Raw genomic sequence first — 18,398 nt, 5'->3', positions numbered from 1 at the left:
ATACCGGTTTTGCTTCCATGCGCGAAGCGAGCGTGGAGCAGGGCACGGCGGTTGCCATTGGTGGCAGCCCGGGGCTGATCCGGCGGGAGGTCTTTGAGGAAACGCTGTGATCATCCCTGGGCGCTAACGACGCCATCCCTGGCGTAGAACCTCCTCTACGCTACGACCTGCCCCCGGCGCTCCTCCCGAGACGCGTCGCCATCGCTTGCGTCGGCAGGCCCGCATTCTCAACCAGAGGCTGTTTTTCTCGACATGTCCACCGAAACCACCAGCGCGCCGAACTTTATCCGCAACCAGATCCGCGAGGAGATCGAGGCCGGTCGCACCGGCAAGATCGTGACCCGCTTCCCGCCGGAGCCCAACGGCTTCCTGCATATCGGTCACGCCAAGTCGATCTGCCTCAACTTCGGGCTCGCCGAGCAGTTCGGTGGTGACTGTCACCTGCGCTTCGATGACACCAACCCGGCCAAGGAGGAGCAGGCCTACATCGACGCCATCAAGGAGGATGTCAGCTGGCTGGGCTTCGAGTGGGCCGGCGAGGTGCGCTTCGCCTCCGACTACTTCGACCAGCTCTACGCCTGGGCCCAGCACCTGATCCGTGAGGGCAAGGCGTACGTGGACGACCTCTCACCGGACGAGATCCGCGAGTATCGCGGTACCCTGACCGAGCCGGGACGGCCGAGCCCCTACCGCGAGCGCAGCCCCGAGGAGAACCTCGAGCTGCTCGAGCGCATGCGCGTCGGCGAGGTCGCCGAGGGCGAGAAGGTACTGCGCGCCAAGATCGACATGGCCTCGCCCAACATCAACCTGCGCGACCCGATCCTCTATCGCGTCCGTCATGCGCATCACCACCAGACCGGCGACAAGTGGAAGATCTACCCCTCCTATGACTTCACCCATGGCCAGTCCGACGCCATCGAAGGGGTCACCCACTCCATCTGTACCCTGGAGTTCGAGGATCATCGTCCGCTCTACGAGTGGTTCCTGGAGAACCTGCCGGTGCCGGCGAAGCCCCGCCAGATCGAGTTCGCTCGGCTCAACCTCAACTACACCCTGACCTCCAAGCGCAAGCTCAAGCTGCTGGTGGACGAGGGTATCGTCGATGGTTGGGATGATCCGCGCCTGCCGACCATCTCCGGGATGCGCCGCCGCGGCTATACCCCGGCCTCCATCCGCAAGTTCTGCGAGATGATCGGGGTGACCCGCGCCGACGGTGGCCTGGTGGACATCGCCATGCTCTATCACGCCATCCGCTCCGACCTCGAGGACAACGCGCCGCGCGCCATGGCGGTGCTCAAGCCCCTCAAGGTGGTACTGACCAATGTGCCCGAGGGCCATGAGGAGACCTACGAGGTCCCTGGTCACCCGGCACGGGATGACATGCCGGTGCGCAAGATTCCCTTCACCCGTGAGCTCTACATCGACCAGGACGACTTCATGGAGGAGCCGCCGAAGAAGTTCTTCCGCCTGGCGCCGGGCAAGGAGGTGCGTCTGCGCAACTCCTACGTGATCCGCTGCGACGAGGTGATCAAGGACGATGCCGGCGAGATCCGCGAGCTGCGCTGCTCCGTGGACTTCGACACCCTGGGCAAGAACCCCGAGGGCCGCAAGGTGAAGGGGGTGATCCACTGGGTGAGCGCCGAGCACGGTGTGCCCATGGAGGTGCGCCTCTACGACAACCTCTTCCTCGAGGAGCAGCCGGACCGGGACAAGGACGCCGACTTCCTTGAGCACCTCAACCCCGAGTCGCTGGTGGTCTGCCAGGCCATCGGCGAGCCGAGCCTGGCCGAGGTCGCCCCCGAGAGCCGCTTCCAGTTCGAGCGGGTGGGGTACTTCTGCGCCGACCGCCACGCCTGTCGCGACGGAAAGCGGGTGTTCAACCGTACCGTGAGCCTCAAGGACAGCTGGGCCAAGGTCCAGAAGAAGGCAGCTCAGAACCAAGACGCGCAGAAGAAGGGGGGAGCGTGAGCGCCGACCTGCAGATCTACAACACGCTGACCCGTCGCAAGGAGGCCTTCACCCCCATCGAGCCGGGGAAGGTGAGGATGTACGTGTGCGGCATGACCGTCTATGACTACTGCCACCTGGGCCACGCCCGGGTGATGGTGGCCTTCGACGTCATCACCCGTTACCTGCGCCAGCGCGGCTTTGATGTCACCTATGTGCGCAACGTCACCGACATCGACGACAAGATCCTGCGTCGCGCCGACGAGAACGGCGAGTCGATCGCCTCGCTCACCGAGCGCATGATCGAGGCGATGCACGAGGACGAGGCGCGCCTCGGCGTGCTGCCGCCGGACCAGGAACCCCGCGCGACCCGGCATGTCGACGACATCCTGACGATGATCGAGACGCTGATCGACAAGGGCTACGCCTACGCGGCGGACAACGGCGATGTCTACTACCGGGTGCGCCGCTTCGAGGGCTACGGCAAGCTCAACAACCGTGACCTCGACGAGATGCGCTCGGGCGCGCGTGTGGAGGTGGACGAGCACAAGGAGGACCCGCTTGACTTCGTGCTGTGGAAGGCGGCCAAGCCCGGCGAGGCGAGCTGGCCCTCGCCCTGGGGCGAGGGGCGTCCCGGCTGGCATATCGAGTGCTCGGCGATGTCCAAGTGCTGCCTGGGTGAGACCTTCGATATCCACGGTGGCGGGCCGGACCTCACCTTCCCGCACCACGAGAACGAGATCGCCCAGTCGGAGGCAGCCAACGGCAAGCCCTTCGTCAACACCTGGATGCACGCCGGGGCGGTGCGGGTGAACCACGAGAAGATGTCCAAGTCGCTGGGCAACTTCTTCACCATCCGCGAGGTGCTCGAGCACCACGACCCCGAGGTGGTGCGCTACCTGCTGGTGGCCAGCCACTACCGCAGTGCCATCAACTACTCGCCGGACTCCCTGGCCGAGGCCCGCAAGTCGCTGGAGCGCTTCTATAACGCTCTCGAAGGGGTGGCCCTGGAGGGCGTGTCGACACTGGGTGGCGAGGCGTCGCCGGGGTTCGAGGCGCGCTTTACCGCCGCCATGGATGACGACTTCAATACCCCCGAGGCGCTCTCGGTGCTCTTCGACCTGGCCCGGGAGCTGAACCGGGCGAAGAAGGAGGCACCCGGAGAGGCCCCGGCGCTGGCCGCCGAGCTCAGGCGCCTGGGGGGCATCCTGGGGCTGCTGCAGCAGGACCCGGCGGCCTTCCTCAAGGCGGGCGCCGGTGAGCTGCCGCTTTCGGAGGCGGAGATCCAGGCGAAGATCGACGAGCGCGCCGCGGCCAAGCAGGCCAAGGACTTCGCCGCCGCCGACGCCATTCGCGACGAGCTCGCCGCCCTTGGCATCATCCTCAAGGATTCCCGCAAAGGCACCGGCTGGGTGTTCGAGAGGCCCGAAACCTGAAGGCAATCCGCAAGCGCGATGACTAGCGCCAACAGACGCCCGGCTCCCTAAACCGATGTGCAGGGGAGTCGGGCGTCTTGGTTTTCCCGCCAAGGAAAAATTTCAGACAGAACTCCGCCTTTCCTTTCATTTTTCCCTGGCGGGATAAAATCTGGCAACGATGAGCACCTTGCTGTTATCTTTCCCTTTAGGGAAAGATCAGGAGGACATTTCGTCATGGACACACATGCCGGTGAAGCGCTTGACGTTCCTGTGCGCGATGCCCTCGTATTGGGGCAGCTGATACGCCGGGTCCGCAAACAGCAGGGATTGACGCTGGAGACCCTGGCCGGCCTCTGCGGGCTAAGCATTCGCTTCCTGAGTGAGCTCGAGAACGGTCGAGAGACCTGCAGCCTGGTACGAGTGCTCAAGGTGCTGGATACGTTGGGGATCGAGCTTACGGCCAAGCCGCCTGAGGCGCTGGCGTCGTGAAACGCCAGGATACGTTGCATGTCTGGCGCGAGGAGCGTCGCGTCGGCACCCTTTGGCGTGGCCAGGGGGAGCGCCTGATGGGCTTCGAGTATGCCCCATCCTGGCTCGATACGGGACACGCCATCTCCTCTAGCCTGCCGCTGGAGCAGAAAGCCTGGTTGCCAGAGGAGCAGACCGCTCACCGCTGGTTTGGCAACCTGCTGCCGGAGGAGCAGGCGCGGACGGCTCTGCTCAAACGGTTGGCGATTCCCGACGACGACTTCGCCTTGCTGGAAGCCATCGGCGGTGACTGTGCGGGTGCCTTGACGATCCTGCCGCCGGACCGCTATCCGACACGGGAGTGGGAGGCAACACCCATGCCACCGGAGAGGCTCGCCCAGTGGGCCGCCTTCCGTGATCGCTATGCGTTGATGGGCGATGTAGCACCACCTCGGCTCTCCCTGGCGGGAGCCCAGGACAAGATTCCGGTGTTGGTCGAGGAGGGTGTGATCAAGCTGCCGGGCGGGAGCACACCCTCGTCGCACATCCTGAAGTTTGCCGTGGACGGACGCGACCTGGTCATCCTCAACGAGCTGTTCCTGAATACCCTCGCCCGGCTGGCGGGCTTGGCGTGTCCGCTAACAACGGTGGGTGAGGTAGAAGGGCACTGGTACCTTCTCGTGGAGCGTTACGACAGGGACGGCATCGGCACCCCCGGACTGCGTCGAATCCATCAGGAGGATTTCTGCCAGGCCATGGGGCTCTCGCGGGTCGACAAGTATCAGGTGCCCAGCGGGCCACGCTTTGCCGATTGCGTGGCCACGGCTCGGCAGGCGTGTCGGCCCAGTGCCGCTTCTTTGCTGCATTTGCTGCGCTGGCAGATCTTCAACGTGCTGGTGGGTAATACCGACGGGCATGCCAAGAATATTTCGCTGCTTCAGGACGATCGTGGTCGCTGGCGAGTCGCGCCGGCCTACGACCTGGTGGGTACCCTGGTGCTTGGCTACCACCCCGGTCTGGCTTTTACCGTCGGTGAGCAGGCGAATTCGCAGCAACTGCTGTCCCGAGACTGGCAAGCCTTTGCGCGGGAGTGTGGGTTCGGCTATCCCCTCGTCAGACGCGAGATAGCCAGGCTGGTAGAACGCCTGGAAGCGTTGCTCGCCTCGCAGGCGTTGCTCGATGCCTTGCTGGACGCAGGCATGAGTGAGCGCGGCTGGAGCAGGCTCCAGCAGCAGCGCCACCACATTGCCAGACAGTGTCGACGGGCGGCGTCGTGGTAGTCGTCGCGGATGGCATCATCGCGGCGGCAGTGGGATCTGCCGCGGCCAGTCGTCGGAGACCACGAAGAGGCGTCGCCAGCCGGCGTCGGGGTGCCAGAGGGCGATCTGCACCGGAGTGGCGGGTTGGCGAAAGTGCTCGGCGAGGCGGCTGGCCAATTCATCGAGCGCAAGCAGCGATTCGGTTCGGGGAAGGGCGAGCCAGTGGGGCTTGGTGAGCCAGGCGCCTTGAGTGCCACGGGGTAGGGATGCCCGGAAGCGATGCCAGTCCTGCCAGAAGAGCCAGTGGCCGCGCAGATGATCGGCGGTCGCCTCGCGGGGTGGCGGCAGGGGGCGGTGCCAGGGGGTGAACAGCACCCCGGGGATTGCCACCCGAGGAATGAGGCGCCAGGGGCGGTCGGCGCCGACTCGACTGGCGCCCAGGCGGGCGACGATGGCCTCCCGGGCCGCGGGGTGATCGGCGAGGCGCAGCTGATGGCGGTGCAGGTGTTCGCGCTTGCCGGCCAGGCTGTCGGCGCCCCCGGGGCCGATCCAGCGCGCCTGGCTCTCGGCATCGCCTGGCCCCTCGGTCAGCCCCAGGTAGAACTTGATGGCCACCTCCAGGTGGACGATCGCCTCGTTATCTCCCTCCCGATAGAGCAGATCCAGCTCGCCCAGGGTGCGCTTGCCCTCGAGGATGCGCAGGTTGTGGGCGAGCAGTTCGGTCCCCGGCGCCCAGCCCAGCAGGAATTGCCAGAGGCGCTCGTGATAGAGCCCCATGCGCCCCTTGAGCGCGTTGCCGATGCAGCGCTCCAGCGGCTGTGGCCAGGCCTCCAGGGTGTCCAGCCAGCGCGCGGCGCGCTCGTCATCCTCAAGGCCCAGGATGTCGCGGCCGGGGCGTCCCGGCCAGGGCATGCGGATCAGGTCGGGCACCAGCAGCACCCAGGCCAGGTCGCGCACCAGCGGGTGGCGGCAGCGATCCAGCAGGGGCAGGGCGTCGGTGGGCATGGCGGCATCCTGTGCGTTGGCGGTGGGACACTGCAGGTATTCCCATGTTTCCTTATACTTCAGCGTACATCCATGACTCGCCAGGTGGTATTTCGCCATGCGACACGCCCTGCTTTCCTTCGCCACCCTCGCCGCCGCCGTTTCGCTGGGTGCCTCGCCCCTGTACGCCCAGGAGCCCGTCACCGTTTCGTCCAAGATCGACACCGAGGGCTCGGTGCTGGGGGAGTTGATCGTTCAGCGCCTGGAGGCGGCGGGGATTCCCGTCGAGTCGCGCCTGCAGCTGGGGGCCACCAGCATCGTGCGCGAGGCGCTGCTGGCCGGCGAGATCGACCTCTATCCCGAGTACACCGGCAACGGCGCCTTCTTCTTCGACATGACCGACAGCGACGTCTGGCACGACGCCGACGCGGCCTATGAGAAGGTGCGTGAGCTGGATGCCGAGAATGGCCTGGTGTGGCTGACGCCGGCCTCCGCCAACAACACCTGGGCGATGAGCGTGCGTGGCGAGCTGGCCCGTGAGCATGAGCTGGCGAGCCTCGAGGACCTGGCCCGTTACCTGGACGAGGGCGGCGAGTTCAAGTTCGCCGCCAGCGCCGAGTTCGTCGAGTCTCCCCAGGCCCTGCCCGCCTTCCAGGAGGCCTATGGCTTCACCCTGGATGACGACCAGCTGCTGGTCCTCTCCGGTGGCAACACCGCCTCCACCATGCGCGCCGCCGCCCAGCAGACCAGCGGCGTGAATGCCGCCATGACCTACGGCACCGACGGCGGCCTCAAGGCGCTGGACCTGGTGGTACTCGATGACACCCTGGGGGTCCAGCCGGTCTACCAGCCGGCGCCGGTGGTTCGCGCCGAGGTGCTCGAGGCCTATCCGGGCATCGAGGCGGCGCTGGCGCCGGTCTTCGCGTCGCTCGACCTGGAGACCCTGCAGTCGCTGAACGGCGACGTGGCCGTCAACGGCCGTCCCCCCGCGGATGTGGCATCGGATTACCTGGACACCCTGGCCCTCGATAGCTCGGAGCCGTAATCCGTGTCGCGCAGGGAGGCGCCGCTCAATCGCGTGGTGATGGCGCTGTCGCTGGTGGCGACGGCGACCTGGCTGGCGTTGCCTCTGGCGAGCGTCGCGCCCAATCGCATCGTACCCGGCACCGCCCATACGGCCACCGACCTGCTGGGTTGGCCGCTGGCGCTGTTGGCCTGCCTGCCGCTGGTGGCGCTGATGGCGCTTTCGCGGCGCCTCGATAGGGTTCGATGCCACTTGGCCCTGGCGCTGGTACTGCTCCTGTTGATGGCGCTGCCCGGCTGGTTGGCCATCGCCTCCCAGTGGCTGGTGGATCCCGAGCTGCCCCAGGCGAGGCTTGGCATCGGTGCGGCCTGGTGGCTGTCGCTGTTCTGGCTGTCACTGATGCTGATCGAGCTGCGCTCCCGGCTGGCGCTGGTGGGGTGGCGGGCGGCGCTGCTGCCTGTGGTGGTCGCGACGGCCTGGTGGCTGCAGGGGGCCTGGCTCGGCTCGCTGGCGCTCGGTCAGGAACTGGATGGGCGCCGCGGTGACTTCCTGGAAGCGGTGGTCGACCACCTGTTGCTGGTCGGTGGTGCCGTGGGAGCGAGTCTGGTACTGGGCGCACTGATCGCCCTGGCGATGCGCCAGAGCCCGCGCGTCGAGCGTCTGGGCTTCGCGGTGCTCAACTTCCTGCAGACGATCCCAAGCCTGGCCCTGTTCGGTCTGCTGCTGGCGCCGCTGGCCTGGCTGGCGGCGCGTTTCGATTGGCTCTCGGCGATCGGCGTGAGCGGCATCGGCTGGGCGCCCGCCTTCCTCGCCCTACTCGGTTACAGCCTGCTGCCCATGGTGCGCAACACCCATGTGGCCCTCTCCGAGGTGGATCCCGGTGTGCTGGAGGCCGCGCGAGGCATGGGCATGGGGCGTGGCCAGGTCTTTCGCCAGGTGCGCCTGCCTCTGGCGCTGCCGGTGGTGATCGAGGGCGTGCGAATCACCACGGTGCAGGCCATCGGGCTGACCGCGGTGGCGGCGCTGATTGGGGCAGGGGGGCTGGGGTCCTTCATCTTCCAAGGACTGGGCCAGGCGGCCATGGACCTGGTGCTGCTCGGGGCGCTGCCCATACTCGCCATGGCGTTGGTCGCGGATGCCCTGCTCGGGGCACTGGCACGTCGCCTGGACCATCGCCGCCTGGCGTCACCGGGAGGAGCACCATGATCGAACTCAAGGGCGTCACCAAGCGCTTCGGCGACGAGACGGCGGTCGACGCCATCTCGCTGACCGTCAAACCCGGTGAGCTGTGTGCCCTGGTGGGCACCTCGGGCTGCGGCAAGTCCACCACCCTGCGCATGATCAATCGCCTGATCGAGCACGACGAGGGGGAGATCCATATCGATGGCCGCCCCATTCGTGAGTTCGACGGTCGGCTCCTGCGCCGGCGCATCGGCTATGCCATCCAGAGCACCGGCCTCTTCCCCCACTGGACGGTGGCCCGCAACATCGGCCTGGTGCCGCGCCTGCTGAAGTGGCCGGCCGCTCGCGTGCGGGAGCGGGTCGAGGAGCTCATGGGCCTGCTCGGCCTGCCGGTGGATCAGTTCGCCGATCGCTACCCGGCCCAGCTCTCCGGCGGCCAGGCCCAGCGGGTGGGGGTGGCGCGTGCCCTGGCCGCGGATCCCGATATCCTGTTGATGGACGAGCCCTTCGGCGCCCTGGACCCGATCACCCGGGAGGGACTCCAGGCCGAGCTACGCGACCTGCAGTCGCGACTCAGGAAGACCATCGTGTTTGTCACCCATGACATGGACGAGGCGCTGGCTCTGGCCGACCGGCTGGTAGTGATGAAGGCGGGGCACATCGTCCAGCAGGGGACGCCCCTGGCGCTGCTGCGCGCGCCGGCCGACGACTTCGTGGCGTCCCTGTTGGGCGGCGACGATCGCGGACTGAAGGAGGCGGCCATCACCCAGGTCGCCGAGCGCATGCTGCCGCTGTCACCTCGCCTGCTTCCCCAGGCACGGGTGCATCGCGATGCCACCCTGCGTCAGGCACTGGCGGTGATGTTTCGCGAGCACGCCGACCGCCTGGCGGTGGTGGACGACGAGGCGATGCCGATTGGCGAGCTGTCGTTGCGACGCATCGTCGGGGCGGGGCGCGACGGGAGCGGTGAATCGTGAGTGGCCGCCAGGTGAACGCGTGGGCCGCGCCGCTGCTGTGGCTTTCGCTGTTGTTGCTCCTGGCGCTGGGCGGCGACTGGCTCGAGCCGCTGCTGCGCTGGAGCGAGCCCGACGCCCGTCGGGTGCTCTATCCCCAGGCCGACCTGCTGACCCTGCTGGTGCGCCATGTCCAGGTGGTGGCCATCGCCTCGGGCCTGGCGGTGGTGATCGGGGTGGGGGCGGCGATCCTGGTCACCCGCCCGGGCGGCCGTGACTTCCTGCCGCTGGTGGCCCAGTTCGCCTCCATGGGCCAGACCTTCCCGCCGGTGGCGGTGCTGGCGCTGGCGGTGCCTGTGCTGGGCTTCGGTACCTGGCCGATCATCGTGGCGCTGCTGCTCTACGGGCTGCTGCCCATCGTGCGCAACACCCTGGCGGGGCTCGAAGGGGTTGATCCGGCGGTGCAGGAGGCCGCCCGCGGCATGGGGATGGGGGGCGCGCAGCGGCTGTGGCAGGTGGAGTTGCCGCTGGCAGCCCCGGTGATCCTGGCCGGCATCCGTACCTCGGTCACCGTCAATATCGCCACCGCGGCGCTGGGGGCAACGGTGGGGGCCAGCAACCTCGGTGCCCCCATCATCGCCGGCATCGTCAACAACAACACCGCCTACATCCTCCAGGGAGCGCTGATGATTGGCCTGCTGGCGCTGGTGGTGGACAGCGTCTTTGCCCGTCTTCTTCCCGCAAGGCAGTAAGATCGCCTGCCATTATCGACCAAAGGTGGAGGCCGTTCGGCTGTCGATAGAGATCAGTTTACGTTAACGTCATCTCGGGTTGCGTTGATCCCGCGGGAGTGATCCTCCTGGCGAGGGTCGAGACTAGCGACAACACTGCCCTCAAAAGGGGTAGAGGACGCCGAGATGACAACGACACAAGATATCCATTCGCCGCGGTTCCTGGCCGGCGACGAGTTTTCCATTCCCACCTTCCGCCTGCTCCAGCAGGACGGCACCCTCTTCGAGGGCGCCGAGGCCCCCGAGCTCTCCCGCGAGCAGGCGCTGAAGATCTATCACACCATGGTGGCCACCCGGGTGCTGGACGAGCGCATGATGGCGGCCCAGCGCCAGGGGCGGCTCTCCTTCTACATGCAGTGCACCGGCGAGGAGGCCGCGGTGATCGGCGCGGCGGCGGCGCTCGATGACGCCGACATGATCATGGCCCAGTACCGCGAGCAGGGCGCCTTGGTCTATCGCGGCTTCAGCTACGACGAGTTCATGAACCAGCTGTTCGGCAACGAGCTCGACTATGGCAAGGGCCGCCAGATGCCGATCCACTACGGCTCGCGCAAGCTCCACTACATGACCATCTCCTCGCCGCTGGCCACCCAGATTCCCCAGGCCGCCGGCTACGCCTATGGCCAGAAGCTGGCCGGCGAGGGCCACTGTACCCTGTGCTTCTTCGGTGAGGGGGCCGCCTCGGAAGGCGACTTCCACGCCGCACTGAACATGGCGGCGGTGCACGAGGTACCGGTGATCTTCTTCTGCCGCAACAACGGCTATGCGATCTCCACGCCTTCCATCGAGCAGTTCGCCGCCGATGGCGTGGCGCCGCGGGCCTTCGGCTACCGCATGCACGTGATCCGTGTCGACGGCAACGACATCCTGGCGGTGCTCTCGGCGACCCGCGAGGCGCGCCGTATCGCCGTGGAGCAGAACAAGCCGGTGCTGATCGAGGCGATGAGCTACCGCCTGGCGGCCCACTCCTCCTCGGACGACCCCTCGGGGTACCGTTCGAAGAAGGAGGAGGCAGCGTGGCGCGAGAAGGACCCCATCCTGCGCATGCAGCACTGGCTGATCGACCAGGGGTGGTGGAACGACGACGAGGAGAAGGCGTTGCAGGAGTCACTGCGCCGCGAGGTGCTGGAGACCATGAAGCGCGCCGAGAAGCGTCCGCCGCCGCCGCTGGACAGCCTGGTGAGCGATGTCTATGCCGACGTCACCCCGGCGCTTCAGCGCCAGCTCGACCGCCTCAAGGCGCATGTCCGTCAGTACCCGGAGGCCTACCCCAAGGGGGCGCGCTCCCTGGACCCGGACGTCAAGGTCCACGACGACGACGCAGACGACGCCCAGGGAGGGAAGTGAGATGCCGACCATGAACATGCTGCAGGCGATCAACCAGGCCCTGGATATCGCCATGACCGAGGACGACAAGGTCGTCTGCTTCGGCGAGGATGTGGGCCTGTTCGGCGGGGTCTTCCGCGCCACCAGCCACCTGCAGGAGAAGTACGGCCGCGCACGCTGCTTCAACACCCCGCTGGTGGAGCAGGGCATCCTGGGCTTCGCCAACGGCCTGGCCGCCCAGGGCTCGGTGCCGGTGGCGGAGATCCAGTTCGCCGACTACATCTTTCCGGCCTTCGATCAGATCGTCAACGAGACCGCCAAGTTCCGCTACCGCTCCGGCGATCTGTTCAACGTCGGTGGCCTGACCATCCGCGCCCCCTACGGCGGCGGCATCTCCGGCGGGCTCTATCACTCCCAGTCGCCGGAGGCCTACTTCGCCCACACCCCGGGGCTCAAGATCGCGGTACCGCGCAACCCCTACCAGGCCAAAGGGCTGCTGCTGGCGGCGATCCGCGACCCGGACCCGGTGCTCTTCTTCGAGCCCAAGCGGCTCTATCGCGCCTCCACCGGCGAGGTGCCCGAGGAGGATTACCAGCTGCCCCTCGGCGAGGCGGAGGTCACTCGCGAGGGCACCGATGTCACCGTGCTCGGCTGGGGCGCGCAGATGGAGGTGATCGACCGCGCCGTGGAGCTTGCCGAGAAGGAGGGCATCTCCTGCGAGGTGATCGACCTGCGCTCCATCCTGCCCTGGGACGAGGAGAGCGTGGTGGAGTCGGTGCTCAAGACCGGGCGGCTGGTGATCACCCACGAGGCGCCGCTGACCGGCGGTTTCGCCGGCGAGATCGCCGCCACCGTGCAGGAGCGCTGCTTCCTCTACCTGGAGTCGCCCATCGCCCGGGTGACCGGCCTGGATACGCCCTTCCCGTTGACCCTGGAGAAGGAGTACCTGCCGGACCACCTCAAGGTGTTCGAAGCGATCAAGGCCAGCGTGGCCTTCTGATCCGATATCGGAAGCGACCAGTCTAGGAGACGACGAGATGAGCGATTTCATGCTGCCCGATATCGGCGAAGGTATCGTGGAGTGCGAGGTGGTGGAGTGGCGCGTCGCCGAGGGCGACGTGATCGAGGAGGACCAGCCGGTGGTCGAGGTGATGACCGACAAGGCGCTGGTGGAGATCACCGCCCCCGAGCCGGGGCGTGTCACCCGCCTCTACGTGGCCCAGGGCGACATCGCCAAGGTTCACGCCCCGCTCTTCGCCTATGAGGCCGAGGGCGAACAAGAGGCGGAACCGGCGACGGCCGAGGGGAGCCAGCAGGCCGCGGCTTCGCCGGCACCCGCGGTGCCCACCGCCACCGAGCCGGCGGGCGACGGCGCCTCACGGGAGGCGTCGGCGAAGGACTTCATCTTGCCCGATATCGGCGAAGGTATCGTGGAGTGCGAGGTGGTGGAGTGGCGCGTCGCCGAAGGCGAGCGGATCGAGGAGGACCAGCCGCTGGTCGACGTGATGACCGACAAGGCGCTGGTGGAGATCACCGCTCCCGAGGCGGGGGTGGTGCACCGGTTGCATGTCGCCCAGGGCGAGGTCGCCCGGGTCCATGCGCCGCTGTTCGCCTATGTGCCGGAGGATGCCGATGACCAGGCGGCTGCCGATTCCGCACCGGCGGCGGAAGAGCAGGCGGCCCCTGCCGCGAAAGCCACGCGCCGGGTCGAGTCCTCTGCGCCGGCCACCAGGGAGTCCCCGGCGGCCCAGGGGCGCGGCCCCTATGGCCGGATTCCGGCGGCCCCCGCGGTGCGCCGCTTGCTGCGCGAGCATGGCCTCGCCCTGGAAGAGGTGCCAGGCAGCGGCAAGCAGGGGCGCGTGCTCAAGGAGGACGTGCTGCGCCACCTCGAGGAACAGACACCGGAGACCGCTGCCGGGCAACCGGCGGCAGCCGCGACGTCACAGGCCGCCGATGGCCATGCCGGTACGTCGGCGCCTTCTTCTGCCGAGGGCGAGGTGCGGGTGGAGTCGCTGCGTGGCGTGCGCGCGGTGATGGCCCGGCGCATGGTGGAGTCGGCGTCCACCATTCCCCACTTCCAGTACGGCGAGGAGATCGACGTCACCGAGCTGCTGGCGCTGCGTGAGCGGTTGAAGCCGTTGGCCGAGGGCTCGCGACTCACCCTGATGCCCTTCTTCATGAAGGCGATGGCGCTGGCAGTACGCGAGGCCCCGATCCTCAACGCCCGGCTCAACGACGCCGGCGACGAGATCCACTACCTGCCGTCGGTCAACGTCGGCATGGCGGTGGACAGCCGCAGCGGGCTGCTAGTGCCCAACGTCAAGGGGGTGGAGCGGCTCTCGCTGCTGGGTATCGCCGCCGAGGTGGCGCGCCTGACCGAGGCCGCCCGGGCCGGCAAGGTCGCGGCATCGGACCTCAAGGGTGGCACCATCAGCATCTCCAACATCGGCGCCCTGGGGGGCACCTATGCGGCCCCGATCATCAACGCCCCCGAGTCGGCCATTGTCGCCATCGGCAAGACCCAGTGGCTGCCGCGCTTCGACGCCGACGATCGGGTGGTGAAGAGGGCGATCCTGACCGTCACCTGGGCCGGCGATCACCGCATCATCGATGGTGGCACCATCGCTCGCTTCTGCAACGCCTGGAAGGGCTACCTGGAAGCGCCCGAGTCGATGCTTCTCCACTTGAGCTGACGCCATGAGCTGGAGTTTCCTGAGTAGGAGGCCGGCTTCGCCGGGCGAATGGCGCCGACAGGCGCCCGGCAGTGTTTCCACCCGCTGAGATGAAGCCATGCCCCAGGCGCCCCTGCAGCAGTTCTATATCCCGGAAGAGCAGTCGATCTACCTGCTCAGCCATGGCGATGCCCGCAAGCTCAAGGCGTGGGTGGCGCTGTGCCAGGAGCAGCTGGAGCAGCTCGGCTATCGGGAGATCGAGCTGGTGGGCAAGGGCGCCTACGGCTTCGTCTTCGCCGGGGTCACCGCCCTGGGCGACGATTACGTGTTCAAGTTCACCCGGGTCAACCTGCCCCATCACCTGCAGGACCGCCTCGAGGAGGAGGCCTTCATGCTGGAGCAGGTCGACCACCCCCGGGTGCCGCGGCTGATCGCCTTCCAGCGAGTGCGCCACCAGTCGATCCTGGTGATGCAGCGCGCCCCGGGGCACAACCTGGAGGAGGTCTCGCTGCGCGAGGGGCGGCTCTCGCCAAGGCTGGTCGTGCGCATCGCCGACCAGCTCGCCGATATCCTGCGTACCCTGCGGCGCGAGTTCGGACCCGCCGGCAAGCCCATCGTGCATGGCGATATCAAGCCCTCCAACCTGGTCTTCGACGCCCGCGACGAGACCATCGCGCTGATCGACTGGGGCTCCTCGGTGTTCGCCCAGCTCGACGCCAACCAGCAGTTCGTGGCGGCCAACGTCATGGAGCTGATGTCGGACAACCTTCAGCAGACCAACGCCCGCCTGGGCGACGTCTACTTCATCGGCGAGGAGCAGCTCAATGGCGCGCTCTCCTCGCCACGCTTCGACGAGCAGGGGGCTGCCGGCACCCTCTACGCGCTGGCCTCGGCCCAGTCCTGCCGCTTCGGGCACCGGGCGATTCCCGCCACCTCCCTGGGCCTGCCGGTGGAGTTCGCGCGCATGCTGGATGGCATGCTCGACCCGGATCCGCGGCTGCGCATGCGAGCCGGCGATCACTTCATCCGCGAGATGCCGAGGATTGCCCGCACTGTGATGATCGACCTGCCCGAGCCCGCCGAGGCGCCGCTGGTGCCGGTGTGGGCGCGGCCCGCCGGGCGCGAGATCGATACCGTGGTGTACAGCTCGCGCAAGGCCTTCCTGCGCGAGGAGGGAGCGCCGGAGACCCTGAACGACGTCAATGACGTCCAGCTCGATCGCTACTACAAAAACTTCATGCAGGGCATGGGCGAGACCGAGAAGGCCTTCCTCGCCGCGGTGAGTCGCCTGGGGCGCTATCCGGTGGTGGGGGGGCTCGCGGTGCGCTGGGAGAGCGACGGCGTCTACATCGACACCTCGTTGAACCTCCACGACCCCGAACTCAAGGCCGCCTTTCGCTCGGCGGTCAACAACATGGTCCACCTGGCCCGGGCGATCTATCGCCAGGGGATCTTCAAGAGCTGCCTGTTCAATGCCCGGGATACCCTTCACCTGGAGCGCGACAGTCAGGCCGAGCCCTTCGTGCTGGAGCCCGGCATGCGTCTTCACTACGAGGTCAGCGCGGTGCCGGAGCTGGAGGATCGCACCCGACTGCACAGCTACTTCGAGGACGGGCCTGACCCCGAGGAGTTCCTGGTGCTGCCCGAGGCGATCATCATCGCCCTGGAGGCGCTCAACGAGATCCACCACACCGGCATGATCATCTTCGAGGCGCTTCCCCGGCACCTCAAGATCCACAGCTACTACCGCCTGCTCGATCCCTCCCGGGAGGACGAGTTCCGCGCCCGCCTCGAGGAGATCCTCGAGGCCGTGGGGCGGATCGAGGGACTCGGTGTCTCCGGCTTCATGAAGATGCCCTACAAGGACACCCGCTTCTTCCCCCATGCGGAACGCCAGCCGGAGCGTTTCTACCCGCGCAACCCGCGCCAGGTGGCGGAGGAGTAGCGGCGCTTTCGCATGTGGTGCCTGAGAAGGCCTGACGATCGCAGTAGGGTTAGCGCCGTGCAAAGGGTCCAAGAAGGGTAAGCGAAAGCAGGCAGGCTGGAATGGCGACGACTTGCTGAGCCTCAATCGCCAGTTCGCTCAACTGCGATAGCCCTGGCAGGCATTCGGCTCAGGTCGGGGTGTCGATTGCTACCTGGGTTGCCAGCACCTTGTGCAGGAAATCTCGTGTGCGGGGATCCTGCGGCGAACCGAAGAGCTGGTCGGGTGGCCCCTGTTCGACGATGCGACCGCCCTCCATGAAGATGACCCGGTCCGCGACGTCCCGGGCGAAGCTCATCTCGTGGGTGACGACCAGCATGGTCTGGCGTTCGCGCGCCAGCTGCTTCATCAGGCCCAGCACCTCCTCGACCCACTCCGGGTCCAGCGAGGAGGTCGGCTCGTCGAACAGGATCACCTCGGCCTGGGCCGCCATGGCGCGGCCGATGCCGACGCGCTGCTGCTGTCCACCGGACAGGGAGGCGGGGTAGGCATCGGCCTTGTCGGCGAGGCCAATGCGCTCCAGGATCTCCCTGGCCCGCGCATGCGCCTTCTCCTTCGGCCAGCGATTGACCACGATCAGCCCCTCGGCGATGTTCTGAAGCGCCGTCTTGTTGGCGAACAGCGCGTAGTTCTGGAACACGAAGGCCGTGCGCCGCCGTGCGGTCAGGATGTCGGCCCGGCTGGCCCGGGTGACGTCCACGTCCAGATCGCCGATGATCAGCCGTCCGGCATCCGGGCGCTCGAGGAAGTTCAGGCAGCGCAGCAGCGTGGACTTGCCGGTCCCCGAGGGGCCAATGACGACGATGATCTCGCCCTGCTCGATGGCCAGGTCGATGCCGTCGAGCACGGCGGTTCCGCCGAAGCGCTTGACGAGTCCGGTTACCTTGATCATCGGCGATAGGCCTCGTTGAGTCGGGTTTCCAGGCGCCGCTGGAACCAGGCCAGCAGCTCGACGATGACCCAGTAGAAGATCGCCACGGTGATGAAGGCCTCGAAGTAGAGGAAGCTGCCGGCGGCCTCCTTCTGGGTGGCGCCCATCAGCTCGGTGACCCCCAGGGTGAAGGCCAGGGAGGTCGCCTTGATCATGTCGATGAAGTAGTTCATCAGCGTGGGCACCGCCACGCGTGTGGCCTGGGGCAGCACGATGCGGCGCATCAGCTGGCCGTTGGTCATGCCGATGGAGAGGGCCGCCTCCGTCTGGCTGCGGTCGACCCCCACGATGGCGGCGCGGATGGACTCGGCCATGTAGGCCGAGAAGTGCAGGGTCAGGCCCATGATGGTGGCGGTAATGCCGTTGATCTGGGTCAGGAAGGCCATCAGCTGGGGCAAGCCGTAGTAGAACAGGAACAGCTGCACCAGCAGTGGTGTGCCGCGGAAGAAGGAGATGAACAGCAGGGTGGCGGCGTTGAGGCCCGGGATGCGCAGCACGCGAATCACGGCCAGGCCGCAGGCCAGCACCAGGGCCAGTGCCATCCCCACGGCAGCCATCTGCAGGGTCAGCGGCAGGTAGCGCAGCAGGATGGGCACCAGCCCCAGCATGTAGTCGAGATCGAGTACTTGCATGGAAGCGGCTCAGCGCCTCAGCGGCGCGTGATGTCGGTGCCGAACCACTCTTCCGAGATGGCCGCGAGCTCGCCCGACTCACGCAGGCTGGTCAGGGCGGCGTCGACCCGGTCACGCAAGGCTCGGTCCTCTTCGGTGTCACGGAACGGCAGGGCATTGCGGATCTCGGAGAACGGCTGGCCGGCCAGTGCCAGGGGCAGCGGCTTCTCCTTGATCACCTGGCTGGCACTGACCCGGTCCATGACGAAGGCGTCGACGCGGCCCAAGGCGGTATCCTGTTCGATGTTGCTCTCGTAGGTGCGGATGTCGATCTCGTCGGCGTAGGGCAGCTCGCGCAGCAGCTGCTCGTAGTTGGAGCCGAGGTTGACGGCAACTGTCTTGCCCTTCAGGTCCTCGACGCCCTGGATCGCCTCGTTGCCTTCCCTCACCACCACCTGGGCGCCGTCATAGACGTAGGGTTGGGTGAAGGCGTACTTGGCGGCGCGCTCCTCGGTGATGGTGATCTGGTTGGCGATGGTGTCGATGCGCCCCGACTCGAGCATGCCGAAGAGTCCCGAGAAGTTCGCCGTGACGAACTCGACCTCGACGTCCATCTCCTCGGCCACGGCCTCCATGACATCCACCTCGAAGCCCTGCAGCGTGTCCTGCTCGACGAAGGTGAAGGGGAAGTAGCCGCCGGACATGCCGACCTTGATGGCGTGTTCATCGGCCTGGGTCAGGCCGCCAGCGGTCATCAGGCCTGCGGCCATGGCGGTAAGGGCTAAGCGCTTGAGCATGGGGTGCTCCTGTATATCTGCTGAAGTCAGGGGAGATAGTGCGACGTCTGT

The 18,398-nt window shown here is 67.1% G+C and carries 16 protein-coding genes; 12 read left to right on the top strand and 4 right to left on the bottom strand.

Annotated elements, in window-relative coordinates; genetic code table 11:
• The first annotated feature begins 252 nt into the window (after nucleotides 1-252).
• The 4 genes from BLP95_RS06645 to BLP95_RS06630 all read left to right on the top strand — a co-directional run bounded on the left by BLP95_RS06645 (nucleotide 253) and on the right by BLP95_RS06630 (nucleotide 5,113).
• Nucleotides 253-1,968 (top strand): glutamine--tRNA ligase/YqeY domain fusion protein, encoded by a 1,716-nt coding sequence (locus tag BLP95_RS06645; protein WP_089677609.1) that lies wholly within the window; start codon nucleotides 253-255, stop codon nucleotides 1,966-1,968.
• A gap of 8 nt (nucleotides 1,969-1,976) precedes the next feature.
• Nucleotides 1,977-3,383: a cysteine--tRNA ligase gene (cysS, locus tag BLP95_RS06640; protein WP_176760244.1), complete on the top strand. Its 1,407-nt coding sequence runs from the start codon at nucleotides 1,977-1,979 to the stop codon at nucleotides 3,381-3,383.
• Between the two features lie 216 nt (nucleotides 3,384-3,599).
• Entirely contained in the window at nucleotides 3,600-3,854 is a 255-nt protein-coding gene (locus BLP95_RS06635; protein WP_089677607.1) for a helix-turn-helix domain-containing protein, read from the top strand.
• Nucleotides 3,851-5,113, top strand: a complete 1,263-nt coding sequence (locus tag BLP95_RS06630) for a type II toxin-antitoxin system HipA family toxin (protein WP_089677606.1) — start codon at nucleotides 3,851-3,853, stop codon at nucleotides 5,111-5,113. The genes BLP95_RS06635 and BLP95_RS06630 overlap by 4 nt, the downstream gene beginning before the upstream one ends.
• A 15-nt stretch (nucleotides 5,114-5,128) precedes the next feature.
• Here the strand turns inward: BLP95_RS06630 and BLP95_RS06625 are convergent, their stop codons facing one another.
• Nucleotides 5,129-6,097 carry a DUF1853 family protein gene (locus BLP95_RS06625; protein ID WP_089677605.1) on the bottom strand — a complete coding sequence of 323 codons (969 nt, stop codon included), beginning with the start codon at nucleotides 6,095-6,097 and terminating at the stop codon, nucleotides 5,129-5,131.
• A 97-nt stretch (nucleotides 6,098-6,194) separates the two neighbouring features.
• Between BLP95_RS06625 and osmF the strand changes: the two genes are divergently transcribed.
• The 8 genes from osmF to BLP95_RS06585 all read left to right on the top strand — a co-directional run bounded on the left by osmF (nucleotide 6,195) and on the right by BLP95_RS06585 (nucleotide 15,969).
• A complete protein-coding gene (osmF, locus tag BLP95_RS06620) occupies nucleotides 6,195-7,121 on the top strand; it encodes a glycine betaine ABC transporter substrate-binding protein OsmF (RefSeq protein WP_089677604.1) in 927 nt (308 codons plus the stop codon).
• A 39-nt stretch (nucleotides 7,122-7,160) separates the two neighbouring features.
• A complete protein-coding gene (locus BLP95_RS06615) occupies nucleotides 7,161-8,306 on the top strand; it encodes an ABC transporter permease (RefSeq protein ID WP_089677603.1) in 1,146 nt (381 codons plus the stop codon).
• A complete protein-coding gene (locus BLP95_RS06610) occupies nucleotides 8,303-9,259 on the top strand; it encodes an ABC transporter ATP-binding protein (protein WP_089677602.1) in 957 nt (318 codons plus the stop codon). The genes BLP95_RS06615 and BLP95_RS06610 overlap by 4 nt, the downstream gene beginning before the upstream one ends.
• The gene (locus BLP95_RS06605) at nucleotides 9,256-9,987 is read left to right on the top strand and encodes an ABC transporter permease (protein WP_245678697.1); all 732 of its coding nucleotides are present in this window, start codon (nucleotides 9,256-9,258) and stop codon (nucleotides 9,985-9,987) included. The genes BLP95_RS06610 and BLP95_RS06605 overlap by 4 nt, the downstream gene beginning before the upstream one ends.
• Before the next feature lie 165 nt (nucleotides 9,988-10,152).
• A complete protein-coding gene (locus BLP95_RS06600) occupies nucleotides 10,153-11,373 on the top strand; it encodes a thiamine pyrophosphate-dependent dehydrogenase E1 component subunit alpha (RefSeq protein ID WP_089677601.1) in 1,221 nt (406 codons plus the stop codon).
• 1 nt (nucleotide 11,374) lies between these two features.
• Nucleotides 11,375-12,352: an alpha-ketoacid dehydrogenase subunit beta gene (locus BLP95_RS06595; protein WP_089677600.1), complete on the top strand. Its 978-nt coding sequence runs from the start codon at nucleotides 11,375-11,377 to the stop codon at nucleotides 12,350-12,352.
• A 37-nt stretch (nucleotides 12,353-12,389) separates the two neighbouring features.
• Nucleotides 12,390-14,045: a dihydrolipoyllysine-residue acetyltransferase gene (locus BLP95_RS06590; RefSeq protein WP_089677599.1), complete on the top strand. Its 1,656-nt coding sequence runs from the start codon at nucleotides 12,390-12,392 to the stop codon at nucleotides 14,043-14,045.
• Between the two features lie 97 nt (nucleotides 14,046-14,142).
• Entirely contained in the window at nucleotides 14,143-15,969 is a 1,827-nt protein-coding gene (locus tag BLP95_RS06585; RefSeq protein ID WP_089677598.1) for a protein kinase domain-containing protein, read from the top strand.
• A gap of 169 nt (nucleotides 15,970-16,138) precedes the next feature.
• On the opposite strand, the gene BLP95_RS06580 is transcribed toward BLP95_RS06585, so the two are convergent.
• From BLP95_RS06580 to BLP95_RS06570, 3 genes are read right to left on the bottom strand one after another with little or no spacing between them, the layout of a single operon-like run.
• Nucleotides 16,139-16,900: an amino acid ABC transporter ATP-binding protein gene (locus tag BLP95_RS06580; protein WP_089677597.1), complete on the bottom strand. Its 762-nt coding sequence runs from the start codon at nucleotides 16,898-16,900 to the stop codon at nucleotides 16,139-16,141.
• Entirely contained in the window at nucleotides 16,897-17,571 is a 675-nt protein-coding gene (locus BLP95_RS06575) for an amino acid ABC transporter permease (protein ID WP_089677596.1), read from the bottom strand. Before BLP95_RS06575 ends, BLP95_RS06580 begins: the two co-directional genes overlap by 4 nt.
• A gap of 17 nt (nucleotides 17,572-17,588) precedes the next feature.
• The gene (locus BLP95_RS06570) at nucleotides 17,589-18,347 is read right to left on the bottom strand and encodes an amino acid ABC transporter substrate-binding protein (protein WP_089677595.1); all 759 of its coding nucleotides are present in this window, start codon (nucleotides 18,345-18,347) and stop codon (nucleotides 17,589-17,591) included.
• Between the last annotated feature and the right edge of the window lie 51 nt (nucleotides 18,348-18,398).

The sequence above is a fragment of the Halomonas shengliensis genome, from assembly GCF_900104135.1.
Classification (GTDB): Bacteria; Pseudomonadota; Gammaproteobacteria; order Pseudomonadales; family Halomonadaceae; genus Halomonas; species Halomonas shengliensis.
This window is presented reverse-complemented; position numbering and strand designations above follow the sequence as displayed.